General features: G+C 66.8%; 16 protein-coding genes and 3 tRNA genes. 9 read left to right on the top strand and 10 right to left on the bottom strand.

Translation table 11 applies throughout. The features are described from left to right. Nucleotides 1-37 precede the first annotated feature (37 nt). Nucleotides 38-388: a metallopeptidase family protein gene (locus tag ACLJOO_RS21855; RefSeq protein ID WP_410789100.1), complete on the bottom strand. Its 351-nt coding sequence runs from the start codon at nucleotides 386-388 to the stop codon at nucleotides 38-40. Between the two features lie 84 nt (nucleotides 389-472). On the opposite strand from ACLJOO_RS21855, the gene ACLJOO_RS21850 reads away from it, so the two are divergent. The 6 genes from ACLJOO_RS21850 to ACLJOO_RS21825 all read left to right on the top strand — a co-directional run bounded on the left by ACLJOO_RS21850 (nucleotide 473) and on the right by ACLJOO_RS21825 (nucleotide 3309). Next, a tRNA-Glu gene (locus ACLJOO_RS21850) sits at nucleotides 473-545 on the top strand. 59 nt (nucleotides 546-604) lie between these two features. Next, nucleotides 605-681 (top strand) — tRNA-Asp (locus tag ACLJOO_RS21845). 46 nt (nucleotides 682-727) lie between these two features. After that, nucleotides 728-803: transfer RNA gene (locus tag ACLJOO_RS21840), tRNA-Phe, on the top strand. Nucleotides 804-1125: 322 nt separating this feature from the next. Next, nucleotides 1126-1374 (top strand): hypothetical protein, encoded by a 249-nt coding sequence (locus ACLJOO_RS21835; protein WP_410789098.1) that lies wholly within the window; start codon nucleotides 1126-1128, stop codon nucleotides 1372-1374. A 120-nt stretch (nucleotides 1375-1494) separates the two neighbouring features. Then, nucleotides 1495-2475 (top strand): VOC family protein, encoded by a 981-nt coding sequence (locus ACLJOO_RS21830; protein WP_410789097.1) that lies wholly within the window; start codon nucleotides 1495-1497, stop codon nucleotides 2473-2475. A 366-nt stretch (nucleotides 2476-2841) separates the two neighbouring features. Further along, nucleotides 2842-3309 (top strand): hypothetical protein, encoded by a 468-nt coding sequence (locus ACLJOO_RS21825; protein ID WP_410789096.1) that lies wholly within the window; start codon nucleotides 2842-2844, stop codon nucleotides 3307-3309. On the opposite strand, the gene ACLJOO_RS21820 is transcribed toward ACLJOO_RS21825, so the two are convergent. Together ACLJOO_RS21820 and ACLJOO_RS21815 are read right to left on the bottom strand one after the other, a co-directional pair. After that, nucleotides 3299-3955, bottom strand: a complete 657-nt coding sequence (locus ACLJOO_RS21820; RefSeq protein ID WP_410789095.1) for a response regulator — start codon at nucleotides 3953-3955, stop codon at nucleotides 3299-3301. The genes ACLJOO_RS21825 and ACLJOO_RS21820 overlap by 11 nt on opposite strands. After that, nucleotides 3952-5100 carry a sensor histidine kinase gene (locus ACLJOO_RS21815; RefSeq protein ID WP_410789093.1) on the bottom strand — a complete coding sequence of 383 codons (1149 nt, stop codon included), beginning with the start codon at nucleotides 5098-5100 and terminating at the stop codon, nucleotides 3952-3954. Before ACLJOO_RS21815 ends, ACLJOO_RS21820 begins: the two co-directional genes overlap by 4 nt. A gap of 156 nt (nucleotides 5101-5256) precedes the next feature. Between ACLJOO_RS21815 and ACLJOO_RS21810 the strand changes: the two genes are divergently transcribed. Next, the gene (locus ACLJOO_RS21810) at nucleotides 5257-7383 is read left to right on the top strand and encodes an MMPL family transporter (RefSeq protein WP_410789092.1); all 2127 of its coding nucleotides are present in this window, start codon (nucleotides 5257-5259) and stop codon (nucleotides 7381-7383) included. 7 nt (nucleotides 7384-7390) lie between these two features. Here the strand turns inward: ACLJOO_RS21810 and ACLJOO_RS21805 are convergent, their stop codons facing one another. The 6 genes from ACLJOO_RS21805 to ACLJOO_RS21780 all read right to left on the bottom strand — a co-directional run bounded on the left by ACLJOO_RS21805 (nucleotide 7391) and on the right by ACLJOO_RS21780 (nucleotide 12071). Then, the gene (locus tag ACLJOO_RS21805; protein ID WP_410789091.1) at nucleotides 7391-7903 is read right to left on the bottom strand and encodes a DinB family protein; all 513 of its coding nucleotides are present in this window, start codon (nucleotides 7901-7903) and stop codon (nucleotides 7391-7393) included. 26 nt (nucleotides 7904-7929) lie between these two features. Next, nucleotides 7930-8235 carry a hypothetical protein gene (locus ACLJOO_RS21800; RefSeq protein WP_410789090.1) on the bottom strand — a complete coding sequence of 102 codons (306 nt, stop codon included), beginning with the start codon at nucleotides 8233-8235 and terminating at the stop codon, nucleotides 7930-7932. Between the two features lie 27 nt (nucleotides 8236-8262). Continuing rightward, the gene (locus ACLJOO_RS21795; protein WP_410789089.1) at nucleotides 8263-8913 is read right to left on the bottom strand and encodes a hypothetical protein; all 651 of its coding nucleotides are present in this window, start codon (nucleotides 8911-8913) and stop codon (nucleotides 8263-8265) included. Nucleotides 8914-9250: 337 nt separating this feature from the next. Beyond that, complete coding sequence (locus tag ACLJOO_RS21790) at nucleotides 9251-9772, bottom strand: hypothetical protein (RefSeq protein WP_410789088.1); 522 nt, start codon at nucleotides 9770-9772, stop codon at nucleotides 9251-9253. Between the two features lie 95 nt (nucleotides 9773-9867). Beyond that, nucleotides 9868-11148: a hypothetical protein gene (locus tag ACLJOO_RS21785; RefSeq protein WP_410789087.1), complete on the bottom strand. Its 1281-nt coding sequence runs from the start codon at nucleotides 11146-11148 to the stop codon at nucleotides 9868-9870. Between the two features lie 149 nt (nucleotides 11149-11297). Continuing rightward, entirely contained in the window at nucleotides 11298-12071 is a 774-nt protein-coding gene (locus ACLJOO_RS21780; protein WP_410789086.1) for a hypothetical protein, read from the bottom strand. 324 nt (nucleotides 12072-12395) lie between these two features. Between ACLJOO_RS21780 and ACLJOO_RS21775 the strand changes: the two genes are divergently transcribed. Both ACLJOO_RS21775 and ACLJOO_RS21770 read left to right on the top strand, forming a co-directional pair. Continuing rightward, complete coding sequence (locus ACLJOO_RS21775) at nucleotides 12396-13523, top strand: hypothetical protein (RefSeq protein WP_410789085.1); 1128 nt, start codon at nucleotides 12396-12398, stop codon at nucleotides 13521-13523. Beyond that, complete coding sequence (locus ACLJOO_RS21770; protein WP_410789084.1) at nucleotides 13520-14710, top strand: hypothetical protein; 1191 nt, start codon at nucleotides 13520-13522, stop codon at nucleotides 14708-14710. Before ACLJOO_RS21775 ends, ACLJOO_RS21770 begins: the two co-directional genes overlap by 4 nt. Here ACLJOO_RS21770 and ACLJOO_RS21765 read toward each other — a convergent pair. Continuing rightward, nucleotides 14663-15136, bottom strand: coding sequence for a GNAT family N-acetyltransferase (locus ACLJOO_RS21765; RefSeq protein ID WP_410789083.1), 474 nt, complete (start codon nucleotides 15134-15136; stop codon nucleotides 14663-14665). The genes ACLJOO_RS21770 and ACLJOO_RS21765 overlap by 48 nt on opposite strands. Nucleotides 15137-15228 lie beyond the last annotated feature (92 nt).

Here is a 15228-nt window from a genome sequence, read left to right as displayed (position 1 = left end):
CCCGAGGCTACCTCACCGATCCGCGATCGGCCTACGGTCAGCCGTAACCGAGTTCGTGCAGGCGGGCGTCGTCGATGCCGAAGTGGTGCGCGATCTCGTGCACGACCGTGATGTTCACCTCATCGACGACGTCGTCGACGTCCTCGCAGATCGCGAGCGTGGGATTGCGGTAGATCGTGATCCGGTCCGGCAGTACGCCGCCGTAGTCGTGCCCGCGCTCCGTCAGCGGGATGCCCTCGTAGATCCCGAGCAGGTCCGGATCGCTCGCCGGCGGCTCGTCCTCGACAAACACCGCGACGTTGTCGATCAGCGCCGCCAACTCCTCCGGCACCTCGTCCAGCGCCTGCGCCACGAGCCCCTCGAAGTCGACCCGACTCATCTCGATCACCCCGCCAGTATCTCGTTTTGGAAGCTGGCACGGTCTCCTCTATGCTTACGGCTGTCCCTGGAGCTTCGGCTCCCGCGGGTCCGAGTCCCCATCGTCTAGTGGCCTAGGACGCTGCCCTTTCAAGGCGGTAACGCGGGTTCGAATCCCGTTGGGGATACGGTCGAAAGACCGGTGCAAGAAGTACCTCGAAGATGCTGTAAGATCATCGAGTCATTTGGCCCAGTGGCGCAGTTGGTTAGCGTGCCGCCCTGTCACGGCGGAGGTCGCGGGTTCGAGTCCCGTCTGGGTCGCCAGGAGAAGGCGGCGGTGTCCAAAACACCGCCGCCGAACTTTCTCCCCGGTCAGGTAGCTCAGCTGGTAGAGCGTCCGCCTGAAAAGCGGAAGGTCGGCGGTTCGAGACCGCCCCTGACCACCACCACCCTCTCCGCACACCGGGGAGGGATTTTTCTTTCCCACGCACGCTACGCGGCCGCTATCTTCGTCGCTCCGCTCCTCAGCGCGCCACTACGCGAGCTCCCGCCCACCCTCCGGCTTACGCCGACCGTGCTAACAGCAACTGCGAACTCGTCTGACCTCGTGGCGCATCTGCGCTGCAAGCTGACCGGCGCTTGCGGCGTGCAGCACGATCGATCAGGGTTCTGGGGGGACAGAGAATGCCGACTCACGAGTGGACTACGGCCGGCGATGGATACAGCTCGCCTCGGCGCCCCTTGCGGAGGATTCAGATTGTCATCGCCTTGGGCATGCTGGTGTGCCTGGGCGTCTTCGCCGTGCGCCAAATGACAGGTGCGCCAGGGGAAGGTACTCCGGTCCTCGACGCGACGAGCTACACAGTGACCGTCGACGTACTGGATGCAGCCTCTCAGGAGAGGATCGGCGGACAGACCTTCGAGGTCCGCGACACGACCACCTTCGGAGGAACCAACCCGGCGCAAGCTCCCATTGGACCGGCAGGCATTGACTGCAAGATCACCAAGGTGGCCTAGGGCACGCCCCTGACGTCCGGTTCCGTGTCGCGAGACCGCCGACCAATTCACTGGTCCAGGTCCAGCATCCTGGGCTGGTCGAGGCTTGATTGGGTGGTCCGCCGGCGTGAGACTGCGGAGATGTCGCGAGATCTCGTCGAAGTCGCATGCCGTTGGGTCGACGCGTTGGAGCGAGCGGACGTGCCGGCGGCCAACGCGGTCAGCGGTCTTCTCGGATGGGATCCGGGTCCGTGGATCGTCGAGGCGTGGCAGCCAAGGGTGGAGGAGCTCGCGGGTTCGGGCCGGTCGGTGAGTAGTGCGCGGCAGGTCAACGGGCGCATGGTTCGCGTCGTTCTGGTTGGCGACCGTGGGCAGGCCTTCGTGAGTGTGGTGCTTGATGAAGCGGGCAAGGTCGTTGGTACGTCGGTCGACTCCGACGAGCAGGACGGACGATTCTGGGTCGTCGTGGGCTGCCCCGAGGAGCAAGAGGACGAGCTGCGCGCGTTCTACAGGATGCTCACCCATGGACGGATCGGGCCAGGCGAGGGCCGGATGCGCCCTCCACGCTGGCGCGACCCGGCGTACCCGACGCAGATTCACCTCGATGTGCAGGTCCCTGAGCTGGAGGCCGCCGAGCGCGCGGTGCTGGAGCATGGCGCGACGAAGCTGGAAGACTTCCCCGGCTGGCGCGTGTACGCCGACCCGGTGGGCCATCCGTTCTGCCTGTACCCCGGCCTCACTGAACCCACTGACCGATTCGGCACGCTCGTCCGCGTGGTGATCGACTGCGCCGATCCACTACCGCTGGCCCGGTTCTGGGCCGGCGTACTGGAAATGCCCCGTACGGTCGAAGACTCACCCGACCGGATCGTGATCGCCCGTGACGACGACCGGCTGCCGATGCTCGCTTTGCAGCGCGTCCCCGACTATCAGCCACCACGTTGGCCCGACCCCGACTACCCGCCACAGATGCACTTCGACATCGGCGTCGACGACCGGGCCGAGAAGGAACGCCTCACCCTCGAGCTTGGAGGGACACGGCTACCGCCGCAGGGCGGCAGCTGCCCGGTGTACGCCGACCCCGCCGGCCATCCGTTCTGCCTTTGCTACAAGGGTGAGTGAACCAACGGCAACGGTCTTCAGGAGGCACCGCCGTACCGCAACCATCACTCTCGTTCTTCGTTGCCGGTGTGCGCGCCAGCGACGTGCATCTCGACAGGAGGTGTTCGGTGGCTGGGTAGTGCACCTGAGCGTGATCGCGTCCGCGCGTACGGCGTCTCACCGGTGCTCTACCTGTCGAGCTGTCCGTCGAGTCGTGGGATTCGGCGGGAGACACGCCGTACCCGGCGACCTCGATCCACGACTCGCGGTTGCAAGCACCAGCCATTCGCCACGACTCGACCCACCAGCCTCGTTGCGCTTCGTGTATCCGCGATGGTTGGCTGAGTTGTGGCTCGTCGGGGGTTGGTTCTCACGGGTGGGCCTGCGGTGGGGAAGAGTGTGACGGGGCGGGCTCTTGCGGAAGGCCGGCCGCGGTGTGCGTTTGTCGATGTGGATGATGTGCGGCAGCTGGTTGTCGCGGGGGCTGCTGCGCCGTGGGAGGGAGAGGCAGGGCGGGAGCAGCAACGGCTTGGCGTGACGAACGCGTGCAGCCTCGCGAGGAATTTCGTGGCGATGGGCATTGAAGTCGTCGTCGCTGATGTGCTCACGCCAGAGACCTGCGACTTGTACAGGCGGGAGCTGCCCGGGTGCCTGATTGTGCACCTGACGGTCAGCTTTTCGGAGGCGCTTCGGCGTGCGACATCGCGCAAGGTCTGGCTGAGTGATGATGAGTTCCAGATGCTTCACGAGGCCGATGTAGCGAGCCCGCCGGCCGCTGACCACCGTATTCAGGTGGACGGACTCGACTTGGAGAGTCAGGTTCAGAAGGTGGAAAGGCTCTGGGCTAGGGCTTGATGCGGCCGGTTTCGTAGGCCCAGATGGCTATTTCTACTCGGTTTCGGGCGCTGATCTTGGCCATCACGCTGGTTAGGTGGGTCTTTACGGTGCTGAGGCTGATGTGTAGCTCTGTGGCGATTTCGGCGTTGGTGTGGCCGGTGGCTGCGGCGAGAAGGACCTGTTCCTCGCGGGTGGTGAGCGGATCTACGGGCTGGACTGGTGTGCGGGTGCTCGGGGGTTCGGAGAACGTGGCCAGCAGTCGTGCGGTGATCTTCGGCGCGATCAGTGCGTCACCGTTGGCGGCGGCCTGGATCGCCTGGACCAGAAGGTCGGGGCCGGCGTCCTTCAGCAGGAATCCACGCGCGCCGGCCTTCAACGCGCCGTACACGTACTCGTCGAGATCGAAGGTGGTGATCACCACGATCGCCAGTGGGTCGTCGACGCCGGGTCCGGCGAGTTCGCGGGTTGCCGCGATTCCGTCCAGCCCGGGCATCCTGATGTCGAACAGGCACACGTCGGGCCGCAACCGGCGGGCGAACTCGACTGCTTCCAGACCGTCGGCCGCCTGACCGACCACCTCGATACCGGGCTGGGCGTCGAGGATCATCGCGAGTCCGGTCCGGACGAGGTCTTGGTCGTCGGCGACGAGTACCCGGATCGTCATCGGCCGGAAGCCGATCGCGGAAGAGGAAGCACGACGTCAACTGACCAGCCCCGGTCCGGATCAGGGCCCGCCGCGAGCGTGCCGCCGAGCAGCGTCGCGCGCTCGGTCATCCCCACCAGGCCGTAGCCACCCGGGTTCCTCGAGGTCGCTTCCCCGTTGTCGCGGACGGTCAGCCGGACGGAGTCGTCGTACGACGTCAGCCGGACGTCGATGCGCGTTGCCTGCCGGGCATGCCGTACGGCGTTCGTGATCGACTCCTGCGCGATGCGATAGATCGCTGCGCCGACCGCTGGTCCGAGGTCGTCGAGGTCGCCCGACATCTCGACCTCGACCCGCGGCCGGTCCCCGACGCTGCGGGCGAGCCGCTCGAGGTCGGCCACTCCCGGTTGTGGGGCGAGCGCCGCCTTACCGTCATCGCGCAGTACGCCGACCATCGCCCGCATCTCCTCCAGGGTTCGCGTGCCCTCCGCCTCGATGATGGCGAGCGCGTCGACCGCGGCTTCCGGGCGGGTGGCCGCGACGGCTCGGCCGGCCTGGGCCCGGATGACGATTGCCGAGACGTGATGAGCGACCGTGTCGTGCAGCTCCCGGGCCAACAGCTCGCGCTCCCGGAGTCGCACCTGGCCCAGTTGGCGGTTCCGGGCGGTCCACCGATAGCGGAACGCGGCCCCGAGCGTCGCCGGGAACAGCAGGAACATGCTGCCGGCGGCGGCCTCGCCGTACCCGGTGAAATCACTCGCGATTCCCAGCACCAGCGCCACCAGGACGAACGCCATGCCGATGAGGATCTCGCGGCCGGATCCCCAGCGAACGAGTGAGTACGGCAGCAACACCACGCAGATCATCGAGTAGAGCCCGAAGGTCGCTTCTCCACTGATCAGGGTGACGAGGTTGATCAGGATCAGGGCGCCGAACACGGCGGCCACCACAGCCAACGGGCGGGTACGACGCCACAGCAGAGCGCATGCGACTGCGACGGCGACCACGAGCGCGGCAGGCCTCCAGACGACGTCCTCGCGGAGTACGCCTTCGAGAACGACCGCCGTCAGCAGGCCGGCGACGAGCACCCAGTCACGCCACACCCGCCTGGGCGGCTCGGGTGCTCGCGGCTCGGCCAGCAGCGAGCGGATGGCGTTTCTCCACATGCCCACAGAGTAGGGACTCCAGGCGCCGAGCGGATCGGCTCAAAGTACGGGACGCGACCCAGCTGTTCGGCCGAGGGAAGTCCGGCCCATCGCCCGAGGTGGCGGCCGCCTGCTCGACCACACCATGAGTCCAGCTCTCAGTGAAAGGGACTCATTATGAGGTCGACTCTGTACAGACTGGGCCGGTACGCCGCACGTCGGCCCTGGGTGGTGATCGGGGCGTGGCTGGTGGTCGCGGCGCTCGTGGTCGCCGCATCCGGCGCCTTCGGCAAGAAACTCGAGGAATCGTTCGGAGCGCCTGGCGTGGATTCGCAGTACGCGACCGACCTGCTGTCGGCCGCGGGAGCGGATCAGGCCGGGCTGACCGCGAAGGTGGTCGTGACTCCGCTCGACTCGACGTCGACGCTCAACTCGCCTGACCTGCGGACCGCTCTGACGCGGATTCAGTCGACGGCGGCGTCGTTGCCGCACGTACTGGAGGCCGACGATCCCGTCATCTCGCCTGACGGCCGCGTCGGGCTGATCCGGCTTCAGTACCCGGTGCTGGACGAACTGGAGCCGAGCGACCTCGAGCAGCTCAAGACCCTGGCGGCGGTCGACTCGCCGCTGCGGATCGAGCTGGGCGGGGATCTCTTCTACGCGTTCGAGGAAGCGCAGGCCGGTCTCGGCGAGGCGGTCGGGCTGATCGCTGCGATGGTCATCCTGCTGCTCGCGTTCGGGTCGATCATCGCGATGGGACTTCCGATCGGGATGGCTGTGTTCGGCCTCGCGCTGGCGATCAGCTCGCTGTCCCTGGTCACGTACATCGTCGATCTGCCCAGTTGGGCCCCCGTGCTCGGCAGCATGATCGGCCTCGGCGTGGGCATCGACTACGCGTTGATCATCGTCACCCGGCACCGCGAGTACCTGGCCAGCGGGATGTCGGTCGAGGAGTCGGTCGGGCGTGCGGTCGCCACGGCGGGACGGGCTGTGCTCTTCGCCGGCGGCACAGTGGTGATCGCGATTCTCGGGCTGGTGGTGGCCGGCGTACCGTTCATGACCGCCGGCGGGATCGCCATCTCGCTGATCGTGCTGACCATGGTGCTCGCCTCCATCACTCTGCTGCCCGCGTTCCTGGGTCTCGCCGGGCACTGGATCAACCGGCTTCGGGTACGTCGGGTGCGGTCGTCTCCTGGTTCGGGTTGGCAGCGGTGGGCAGGGCATGTGTCCAAGCACGCCGTCGCGTACGCCGTCGGCGCCACCGTCCTCCTGCTTGCGCTGGCTGCACCCGTGCTCGCGCTCCGCGTCGGCACGCCCGATGACGGCGCGCTTCCCGCACAGCGCACCGAGCGCCGGGCGTACGACCTGGTTGCCGCGGGATTCGGTGCCGGTAGCAACGGTCCGCTGGTGATCGCCGTCGACATCTCGCGCGATCCGAGCGTCGTACAACCCCTGTTCAACGCCGTCCGGGCCGATCGCGGCATCGCATCCGTCGCACCTCCTCAGGTGAATGCGGGCGTCGCGACGTTGATCGCCGTACCGACGACCGGACCGCAGGACGACGCGACGATGACGACGGTCAAGCGGCTACGTGGGGAAGTCTTTCCTTCGGTACTGCGGGACAGTCCGGCGAAGGCTCATGTCGGTGGTCAGACGGCGACCCTCGCGGATGTGGGGGCGAAGGTCAACGATCGGCTGCCGTGGTTCATCGGCGCCGTGATCCTGTTGTCCGTCGTACTGCTCACCGTGGTGTTCCGGTCGGTCGTCGTACCGCTCAAGGCCGCGCTGATGAACCTGCTCAGCATCGGCGCGTCGTTCGGCGTCGTGGTGATGATCTTCCAGTGGGGCTGGGGTGCGGACCTGATCGGGCTGGAGTCGACCCTTCCGATCCTGCCGTTCATCCCGATGTTCATGTTCGCCGTGGTGTTCGGGCTCTCGATGGACTACGAGGTCTTCCTGCTCTCCCGGATCCGCGAGGAGTACGTCCGGACCCGTGACAACACCGCGTCGACCATCCACGGCATCACCACCACCGGCCGCGTGATCACCTCGGCGGCGCTGATCATGATCGCGGTCTTCGTCAGCTTCTCCCTCGCCGACGACCCAACAGCCAAGATGTTCGGCCTCGGTCTGGCCACCGCCGTCCTCATCGATGCGACGATCGTGCGACTCGTTCTCGTACCGGCCCTGATGAAGCTACTGGGCGACGCAAACTGGTGGACACCAGCCTGGTTCAACCGGCGACCGGCCCGGATCACCATCTCCGAGCGCGAGCCTGCCCGATCGGCGAGTGTTTCCGAGTAAAGCGGCTTCAGTGGCCTGTTGTGCCGTCGATTTCCTCTCGGATGATGTCGGCGTGGCCGTTGTGGCGGGCGGTTTCCTGGATCATGTGGACCAGGATCGCCCGCAGGTTGGCCTCCGCTCCCGACGGCGTGGTGACCACGTCGTCGAGGGCGCCGGCGGCCACGACGGCCCGGGCCCGCTCGCAGGTCCGTAGGTATTGCCCGACCACGACGTCGGCCGTCTCATCGGGACCGATCCGAAAGTCCGCATCTGCGTCACCGTCGGTCGAGAACAGATCTGGCTCGGGCAGCCCTCCGTAGATCTTGAGGAACCAGCCATGCTCCGTTTCGGCCAGGTGTTTCACCAACCCCAGCAGGCTGAGTCCGGAGGCCGTCATCGGTCGGCGCAGCGGCTCGTCATCGAGCCCTTCCAGCTTGCGAAGCAGGGTGGCGCGGTGGAAGTCGAGCTGTTGGGTCAGCGCGTCGCGCTCGTCAGCCAGACGATTCGGCATGGCCCGCTCCACGGGCGAGGTGAATCCCATCCACAGACCGTACCCGCGCGGACGTATTAATCTGCCAGCCGGATCTCAACGAGGCTGTCAGCGGGAGTCAGTGCCGCCAGGTCGGGCACCATAGCCCCACTGCGTGCTGCGAGGGCGGCGACGGTTTCGGTGAACCCTTGGAAGGCGTCGGTGATAGTCAGAGATTCGCCGCTGACGTGATCGATCTCGACAGTCAGTACGCGCTCATCGTTGGGCGGGACATCCAACGCGTAGATGCTGGCCCCCGCGATCTCCGGCCACGAGAACCCGTACGTCCTCCCGGACTCAGTTATCCAGAGGCCGGCTTCGTCGGCCACAACTCGTGCGATCACGCCCGCACTGTAAGTCCGTTGGATTGTCTACCTGAGGTGGGGGTAGACGATGAGTCTGGTGCCTGTGTCGGCGGTGATGATGGGTTTGTCGCCGAGAGGGCTGGTGAGGGTGATGGTGGCTGGGGTGCTGAGGCCTACGGCTACGCAGCCGCCCCCGAATGGAGCGTGGCTTCCGCCGATGATCACCATGTCCTCGAACTCGACGGCATGGGCTCGAAGGTCGGGGTCACATTTCCCGTGGTGGAGGTTGAAGGTGAGCGTCTTGTCGTCGGCTCGGGTCAGTCTCCCGACTGTGAGGAGGTCGCCGTCCGGCTTGGCGAGGCCTGGCAGTGAGGCGGGCTCGGGCAGAGGCTTGAGAACCGTTGGGGAAACGGCCAAGGCGACGATCGGTCTCGACAGGCCCTTCGCGGTGAAGGACCACACAGGCACGGTCGCGCGGCCGGCGCTCGTGTCCACGTCGGCTGTTTTCAGGGAGCCGCCGGTGATCGTGAGTTTGCACTTCGATGCGGGCAGTGCCATGTGTCCGCAGTTGTCGTACGTCGCTCCGATCGCCGCAGTCAGCGCGGGCCGGGGATCGAGGACGTTCACCGAGACGCTCGGTCCGTCGGCGAAATCGATGCTGGTGGTGCCGCCTGATCCGAGTTTTACGCCCTGCGCGATGGCGACGTACCCGGCCATCCACGCAACCTTCTGCTCGGTCGTGTCGAAGCCCAGACCCGGCGTCCGGGACGAGTACAGGAAGATCCCTTCCGGACGGTTCGGGATCCCTGCGGCCCGGACGGCTTGTGCGACAGCGCGGGCCCGGTCGAGAAAAGCCGGAGTCGCAGGGCCTGACGGGATCTGAGCCCCAACCGCGTCTCTAGGCGTCTGGGAGGCAGGGGTTGCACTGCTTGCGGTAGGGGTCGACGCTGCCTCGTTCCCACACGCCGACAGAGTCAGGGCAGCAAGTAGAAACGCAGGAATGAAGGGCCTCATATCTAGAGGACGCGGTGGGCACGGCAAATCGTTGCGGCCATCAGGGGCGGAGTGGGCCTACCAACAGGCGGGTCACGAGGGCAGCTAGGAGTAGGGCCACCAGGCCGGTCAGGGCTGTTAGAGAGAGGAGGCAGGCGGCGGTTCTGACAATGGTCAGCGGGCGGGTGGTTTTGGTGAAGCCGTCGGAGAGTATGGCTACGGCGGCCAGGGTGGTGAAGGCTACGGCGGCTGTGGCCAGGACGATGTAGTGGTGGCCGCCTAGGGTTGCGGTGGCGGTGAACTTGGAGGCGTGGTCCAGCCACTCGCCCAGCGTGTACATCCAGATCACCGTGGCCAGGTCGGAGGCCATCAGGATCCACAGGACGATCGCGGCGCGTACGTCGGCCCGCTTGCGGACCACTGCGCGGTCTGAGGTGCGTGAGAGCAGTGCCGGCACCAGATAGCGCCTGGTACTGCGGGCCCGGCCGCGGGTCGGTCCGCGGCCTGCGCGGGGAGTGTTGCGGGTACGGCGGTTGTTGCCGGGGCGGGTGCGGCGGCTGGTGGCTCGAGAGACGACGGTCATGGCTCGCTCCTCGGGAGGTCGATCGGTCGCGCAATCCATTACGCGATGACCTGCGCACACAGGGCGAACATCGATGCCGCGACGGCACCGCCTGGTCAGTGGTCGTCGTACGCGGCGGCCAACTCGGCCACCAAGGGACCCCCGGCCGCAGCCGTGGTGCTGAACCACGGGTGATTGCTGCTGCCGTTGACGAGGTCAGAGATGTCTGAGCGAGCAGGACCGCCCTGGAAGAGCGGTCCGGTGGTGGGAGCGAGTGCATCGAGGAGGCGAACGAGCCGGCGGTTGCGGGCGCGCAGACTGCGTGACAGCCGCGACTCCGCCGCCGCACGTCGCCACTCGCTCAGAACGAGCTGAGCGCGCCGCAGGTCGGTGTCGGACGCAGCCGGCTCCACACTGTCGGCGTCGAAAACCTCCGCGCGCAGGTCTTCAACCGACGCGCCCCGTAGCGGCACAACCTCAGTGAACACAGGCATTCCGGCAGCGCTCGTGTCCAGCGTCAGCAGTGTCGGCATCTGAGCCTCACCGGAGCGACGGTCGACGAGGCGCACCATCAGCCGATCGGCGACGACAGGCGACGGCAGCGGCACGAAAGCGGGCACAACCACGCGCACCGCCGTACCTGTTGGGACCAGTTGTACGTCGCTACCGACGATGCGAGCACGTACTTGTCGCGGGTCAACTCCAGAACTTGCCAGCGCCGGGAGCACCCCGACCGACGCCGCTGACTTCAAAGGCGCCAGGGAGACGCGCTCCCATGCGGTCTGTACCGCGGCCAGCACCGCGTCCGGCCCGTCGACCTCACGCGCCAACGACGCATACCCGCCTGCCAATCGGGACAACCCCGAAAAGAGGGCCCTGGGCAACGATGCCCCGGCGAGCCCGTTCAGATAGACACTGACCTCGTCGGCCGATCGGCGAGCGAGGACGACGGCACGATCGACAAAGGTACGCCGGAGCGCACCCGACCGGAGTGACGTCGCAGCGCGAGCGCGGACAATCGCGCGCTCCGCATCCAGCAGCCCCTGATTCAAGGGCAGCTGCAACCACCAGTTCAACGCATCGATGACCGCGAGCCGCCGCCAGACCGTGGCCGGCGCGACCTCGAGCGGTACGCCGACCTTCGCATCACCCGACGCGAGCAGCCCGGTCACCTCCCGTACCGCGGGCGGCCCGAGCAGCGCCTCGAGCAGATCCCGGTCCGCCGCGGTCCAGCGCCGTACGTCGATCGCATGCCAGCGCGACGGGTCGGCGAGATCGATCTCGACAGCGACCCCAGGCGCCAGTTCCGTCGTCCGCACCAGGTCGGCCGGCGTCGAGCTCGTGAGCCGTACGTCGGGCCGCCCGAGGATCCCGGGGGCAGTCCGGAGGGTCAACATCAGGTCGAACCCTCCTTCACGCGCGGCCGGTCGGCGCCCGCCATCGTTGTCGAAGTCAACGATCTCGAACAGCGCACCATCGGATGGAGACGATCTCCAAAGGTTATGACCCAAGTTCCGCCTGGTAAAGGCCAGGTAAAGAGCGCCGCTCAGGCGGCCTGCGCCAGCATCCACGCCATCCGCGCACCGGTACGCGCCGGGCAGCTCGCCGGCGCGGGTGAATCGGTCCATGGCGGCTCCGGCCGCTCCGCCAGTTCCAACAGGGCCAGCCGGCGCAAACCGTGGTACCCGCCGGCCCGGCCCCAGACTGTCTTCGTCATCGTGCCCGCCCGCGGCAGCGGCAGCTGTCGCAGGTCGGTCGCGCTGCGCAGGAACCCTTCCCGGCGCCGATCCCGCAGCTCGCTGAGCTGCTGACCGACCAGCGGCCTGCCCTCGTCGGTTGCCAGTTCGGTCAGGCTGGTGTCGAGATCGAGCTCCAGCCAGGACAGGTACTCGACGAACGCCAGTACCAGAATGTGTCGGTCCTGAGGCATCCCACTCGGACGGTCCGCGGCCAAGCTACGCAGGTTGCTGAGTTCGCTCTGCTCCCGCCAGATCAACCGGACGGTCCGGAAGGCGGGGCCCGCATGCTCCGGCGGCAGCGCCAGCCGTACGACGTCAGTGGTCACGACCGGTACGCCTGGCTGGTGGCGAGCGATACCTGCCGCCGCGATCCCCAGCGTCTCCCAGGCCCGCCCGTGCTCACCGGCCGCGCGGAACGCCATCGCCCGCGCAACGGTCCGCAGATTCGTCCCGAGAAACGCGTCCGCGACGCGGCCCGCACCGAGCATCCGCAGCGCGATTCGCCAGTTCCCCGACTCCAATGCGCCGATCGCCTCGAGATCGCCTGCCGCGATCGCCGGTGAGGCTGATGATCTGCGCATCGGGCACCTGCTCAGGTTGGTACGAACACCCCGTCCGGCTCCTCGGGAACTCCTCTCTCCGCGCGTCGCGTGGTTTCAGTTGGCTTCAGGTCGACTTCAGTATTACGGTAGATCCACGGTGTAACTGCGGTCAATCGCCAGTTTGTCAGGAGCAATGGCGATCCGATCCGTATAACAGAGCCCTCCTCCCTAGGACAGCAGGACGGCCGGGTGACCCCCGGCGGTGCGCAGTACAGCAGGGCTCGGTGAAGTCGGGTAGAGCGAGGTGTAGGATCAGCCGATCCGCCGCACCCGCAAGTTGGTCGACCATTTACGGGAGTGAGAGTGGCCCCTTCTCCAGAGGCCGTACGACTCGCCAGGCGACTTCGGGACCTCCGGGAATCCGAGCGGCTGACTCAGAAGGACCTGTCGCGCCGATTTACCACCGGCGAGTTCCGCGTCGCGGTGGCGACGATCAGCTCGTGGGAGTCGCAGACCAACCCGAAACTTCCCCCGGAAGAGCGGCTGCGCTCGTACGCGCTGCTCTTCGCGATGTCCGAAGTACCCGAACGGCTGCCGCGCGAGCAGGACCTGACCGGAGCCGAACGCGACCGCTTCAACGCACTGCAGCGCGAGCTCAGCATGCTGCGGGAGGACGTACGCCACCAGCAGGCGGGCTCGCCGACGTCGAGCAGCTCGTACACCTTCGACTTCGAGTCCGGCCGGATCACGCTGATCTGCCCGGAGGTGCCCGAGCTGGGACGTTCCTCGCTCGCGGACGAGAAGAACCCGAACCACACCAAGCTCTACAAGTACGCCGATCTCGACGCACTGATCGAGATGTGGGGTCACGTCCGCGCCTCCAACCCGGAGCTCCGCGTACGGCACCGCCTGCCGACGGAGGTGAGCGCGGACCACCTGTCCGGCCACCTCATCCTGATCGGCGGTATCGCCTGGAACCGGGTCACCAGCCGGCTGCTGCGGGTCCTCGACAACCTGCCGATCCGGCAGATGTCGGTGCCCGATCTGGCCGACGGCGAGATCTTCCGCTCCCGCGACGGTCAGGAGTACCGGCCGATCTGGGAGGAGAGCAAGGAACCCGTCCCCGAGGACGAGGCGCCGTCGCAGGAAGAGCTCGAGGCTGAGCAGGCCCAGGACGCGTGGCGCGACGAAACCCCCCGTGAGCTGGTGGAGGATGTCGCCCTGTTCGCGAGGCTGCCTAATCCCTTCAATCACAGCCGCACCATCACGATCTGCAACGGGGTCTACAGCAGGGGCGTGCTCGGCGCGGTCCGGATGCTGACCGACGACGCTGTCCGCGAACGCAACGAGGCCTATCTGGCCGAGAGGTTCCCGAACGGCGTCTTCGGCCTCCTGATGCGGGTCCCGGTGGTCAACGGCGAATCCGTGACCCCCGACCTGGAAATCGCGGAGAACCGCCTCTTCGAGTGGTCTCCTGAGGACGACAAATGAATCGCCGGATCACCCAAGCCCAGTCCCATGCCCGGCTGCTTCTGGATGCCTCCGTCCCGCTCGTGGGTGGGGCGAAAACCCCGTTGGACGCGATCGTGGTGCCGACCGCACGGCCGGCATCCGCACTCCAACCTGTGATCAACCTGTCCGTCGAGGTAGGCGTCCCGCTCGTCATCCTGTGCAGCCGGCAGGCACGGCTCGCGCAGGTCGTCGGACGGGTCGAGAAGACCTTCGGCGCCCAGGCGCTGGTCATCCAGGTGGACGGCTACCAGCCACGCTGCATGAAGCCGCTGACGTCTGCCGAGGAGTTCCAGATCGCCTCGGCCGGCCGGTCCAGCGATCTCAGCGCCAAGCGCAACATCGGTCTGCTGCTCGGCCGGCTGCGCGGGTGGAACAAGATCCTGTTCCTCGACGACGACCTGTACGGCTTCAACACACAAGACGTCAGCCGGCTGTCCGGTTACCTCGACAACTATCCGGTCGCATCGTTGCGAAGCTGGAAGTACCCGGACAACTCGGTGGTCTGCCACGCACGCCGGCGGGTTGGGTTCAAACAGGACGTGTTCGTCAGCGGAGCCGCCCTGGGCGTCAACCTGCAACATCCCGACCAGTCCTTCTTCGCCGACATCTACAACGAGGACTGGTTCTTCTTCGCCCGGCATGCGGCACGGCGCCGGTTGCCGAATATCGGCAAGGTCAGCCAGCAGAGCTACGAGCCGTTCGCGGATCCGCAACGGGCCGCCCGCGAAGAGTTCGGCGACCTGCTCGCCGAGGGCCTTTACCTTGCCTTCCATGGGCGCGGCAGCGTCGACGAACACTTGGCGGATGCGCTCAAGCCCCGGCTCTGGGAGGAGTTCAAAGAGGCTCGGCTGGAGACGATCCAGCAGACGGCTGAAGAGCTCGAACGTGTCGAGAAGTGGCTCGACCATTCCGAGTACGACGACATCAAGAATTCGCTGCGCACGGCGAACGAGTGGGCCGAAACGATCACCCCCGACCTCTGCGTCAACTTCATCGACAGCTGGCAGGAGGACGAGCGGAGCTGGCAGCTGATGCTGAGTAACTTCCCGTCGAAGCTCAACAACCGGGATGCACTGGCCGAGCTCGAACTTTCGGACTGGACGCTGTGCGGATACGGACTATCGGACAGCTCGCAGTCGTATCTCGCGCCGGCCGGAGCCGTCTGACAGGAGTTGGCGTTCTCCTGTCGGGTTGAAGCCGAGGCGGTCGTAGACCTGGCGTGCGACTGTGTTCGTGTCCAGGACCCATACTCGCCATTCGGTGACCTCGGGCTCGGCCGCGCCCAGTTCGCCGAGGACGGCTCGGAGGACGCCGTTGCGGCGGTAGCGGGGGTCGACCCAGACGGACTCGATGTGGCGTTCGTACGTCGGGCGGCCGGGGACGCGGACCGAGCTCGCGAGGCCGATGATCCGGGACTCGTCGCGGGCGACGACCCATCGCGTCCGGGTGAAGCGCTCCCGCCAGCCGGCCGCACCGACGGTCAGCTCGTCCTCGTAGTCGGCGATGTACGCCGACGGCGAGTCCTTCAGGGCCCGGAGGCGGACCTCCCGGGCGATCGGCCAGTCGTCGGCACCGAGTATGGCGAGTTCCAAGGTCCCGGACCCCTTCGGGAGATGGCAACAAGGCATCCATACCAGTGTCGCCGTTTCTCCCCATCACCAAACCGCAGAGCACCAAACCGCCG

Source organism: Kribbella sp. C-35 (assembly GCF_046549195.1).
Classification (GTDB): domain Bacteria; phylum Actinomycetota; class Actinomycetes; order Propionibacteriales; family Kribbellaceae; genus Kribbella.
Note: the sequence above shows the minus strand (reverse complement) of the source record. Positions and strands in the feature narration are given on the sequence as shown.

Excerpts from the sequence above, each read along its gene's own strand:
- ACLJOO_RS21770 (WP_410789084.1), top strand. The coding sequence starts at position 13,520 with ATGAATCGCCGGATCACCCAAGCCCAGTCCCATGCCCGGCTGCTTCTG.
- ACLJOO_RS21795 (WP_410789089.1), bottom strand. The coding sequence starts at position 8,913 with ATGGCCGGGTACGTCGCCATCGCGCAGGGCGTAAAACTCGGATCAGGC.
- ACLJOO_RS21830 (WP_410789097.1), top strand. The coding sequence starts at position 1,495 with ATGTCGCGAGATCTCGTCGAAGTCGCATGCCGTTGGGTCGACGCGTTG.
- ACLJOO_RS21805 (WP_410789091.1), bottom strand. The coding sequence starts at position 7,903 with ATGGGATTCACCTCGCCCGTGGAGCGGGCCATGCCGAATCGTCTGGCT.
- ACLJOO_RS21810 (WP_410789092.1), top strand. The coding sequence starts at position 5,257 with ATGAGGTCGACTCTGTACAGACTGGGCCGGTACGCCGCACGTCGGCCC.
- ACLJOO_RS21820 (WP_410789095.1), bottom strand. The coding sequence starts at position 3,955 with ATGACGATCCGGGTACTCGTCGCCGACGACCAAGACCTCGTCCGGACC.
- ACLJOO_RS21790 (WP_410789088.1), bottom strand. The coding sequence starts at position 9,772 with ATGACCGTCGTCTCTCGAGCCACCAGCCGCCGCACCCGCCCCGGCAAC.
- ACLJOO_RS21815 (WP_410789093.1), bottom strand. The coding sequence starts at position 5,100 with ATGTGGAGAAACGCCATCCGCTCGCTGCTGGCCGAGCCGCGAGCACCC.
- ACLJOO_RS21780 (WP_410789086.1), bottom strand. The coding sequence starts at position 12,071 with ATGCGCAGATCATCAGCCTCACCGGCGATCGCGGCAGGCGATCTCGAG.
- ACLJOO_RS21785 (WP_410789087.1), bottom strand. The coding sequence starts at position 11,148 with ATGTTGACCCTCCGGACTGCCCCCGGGATCCTCGGGCGGCCCGACGTA.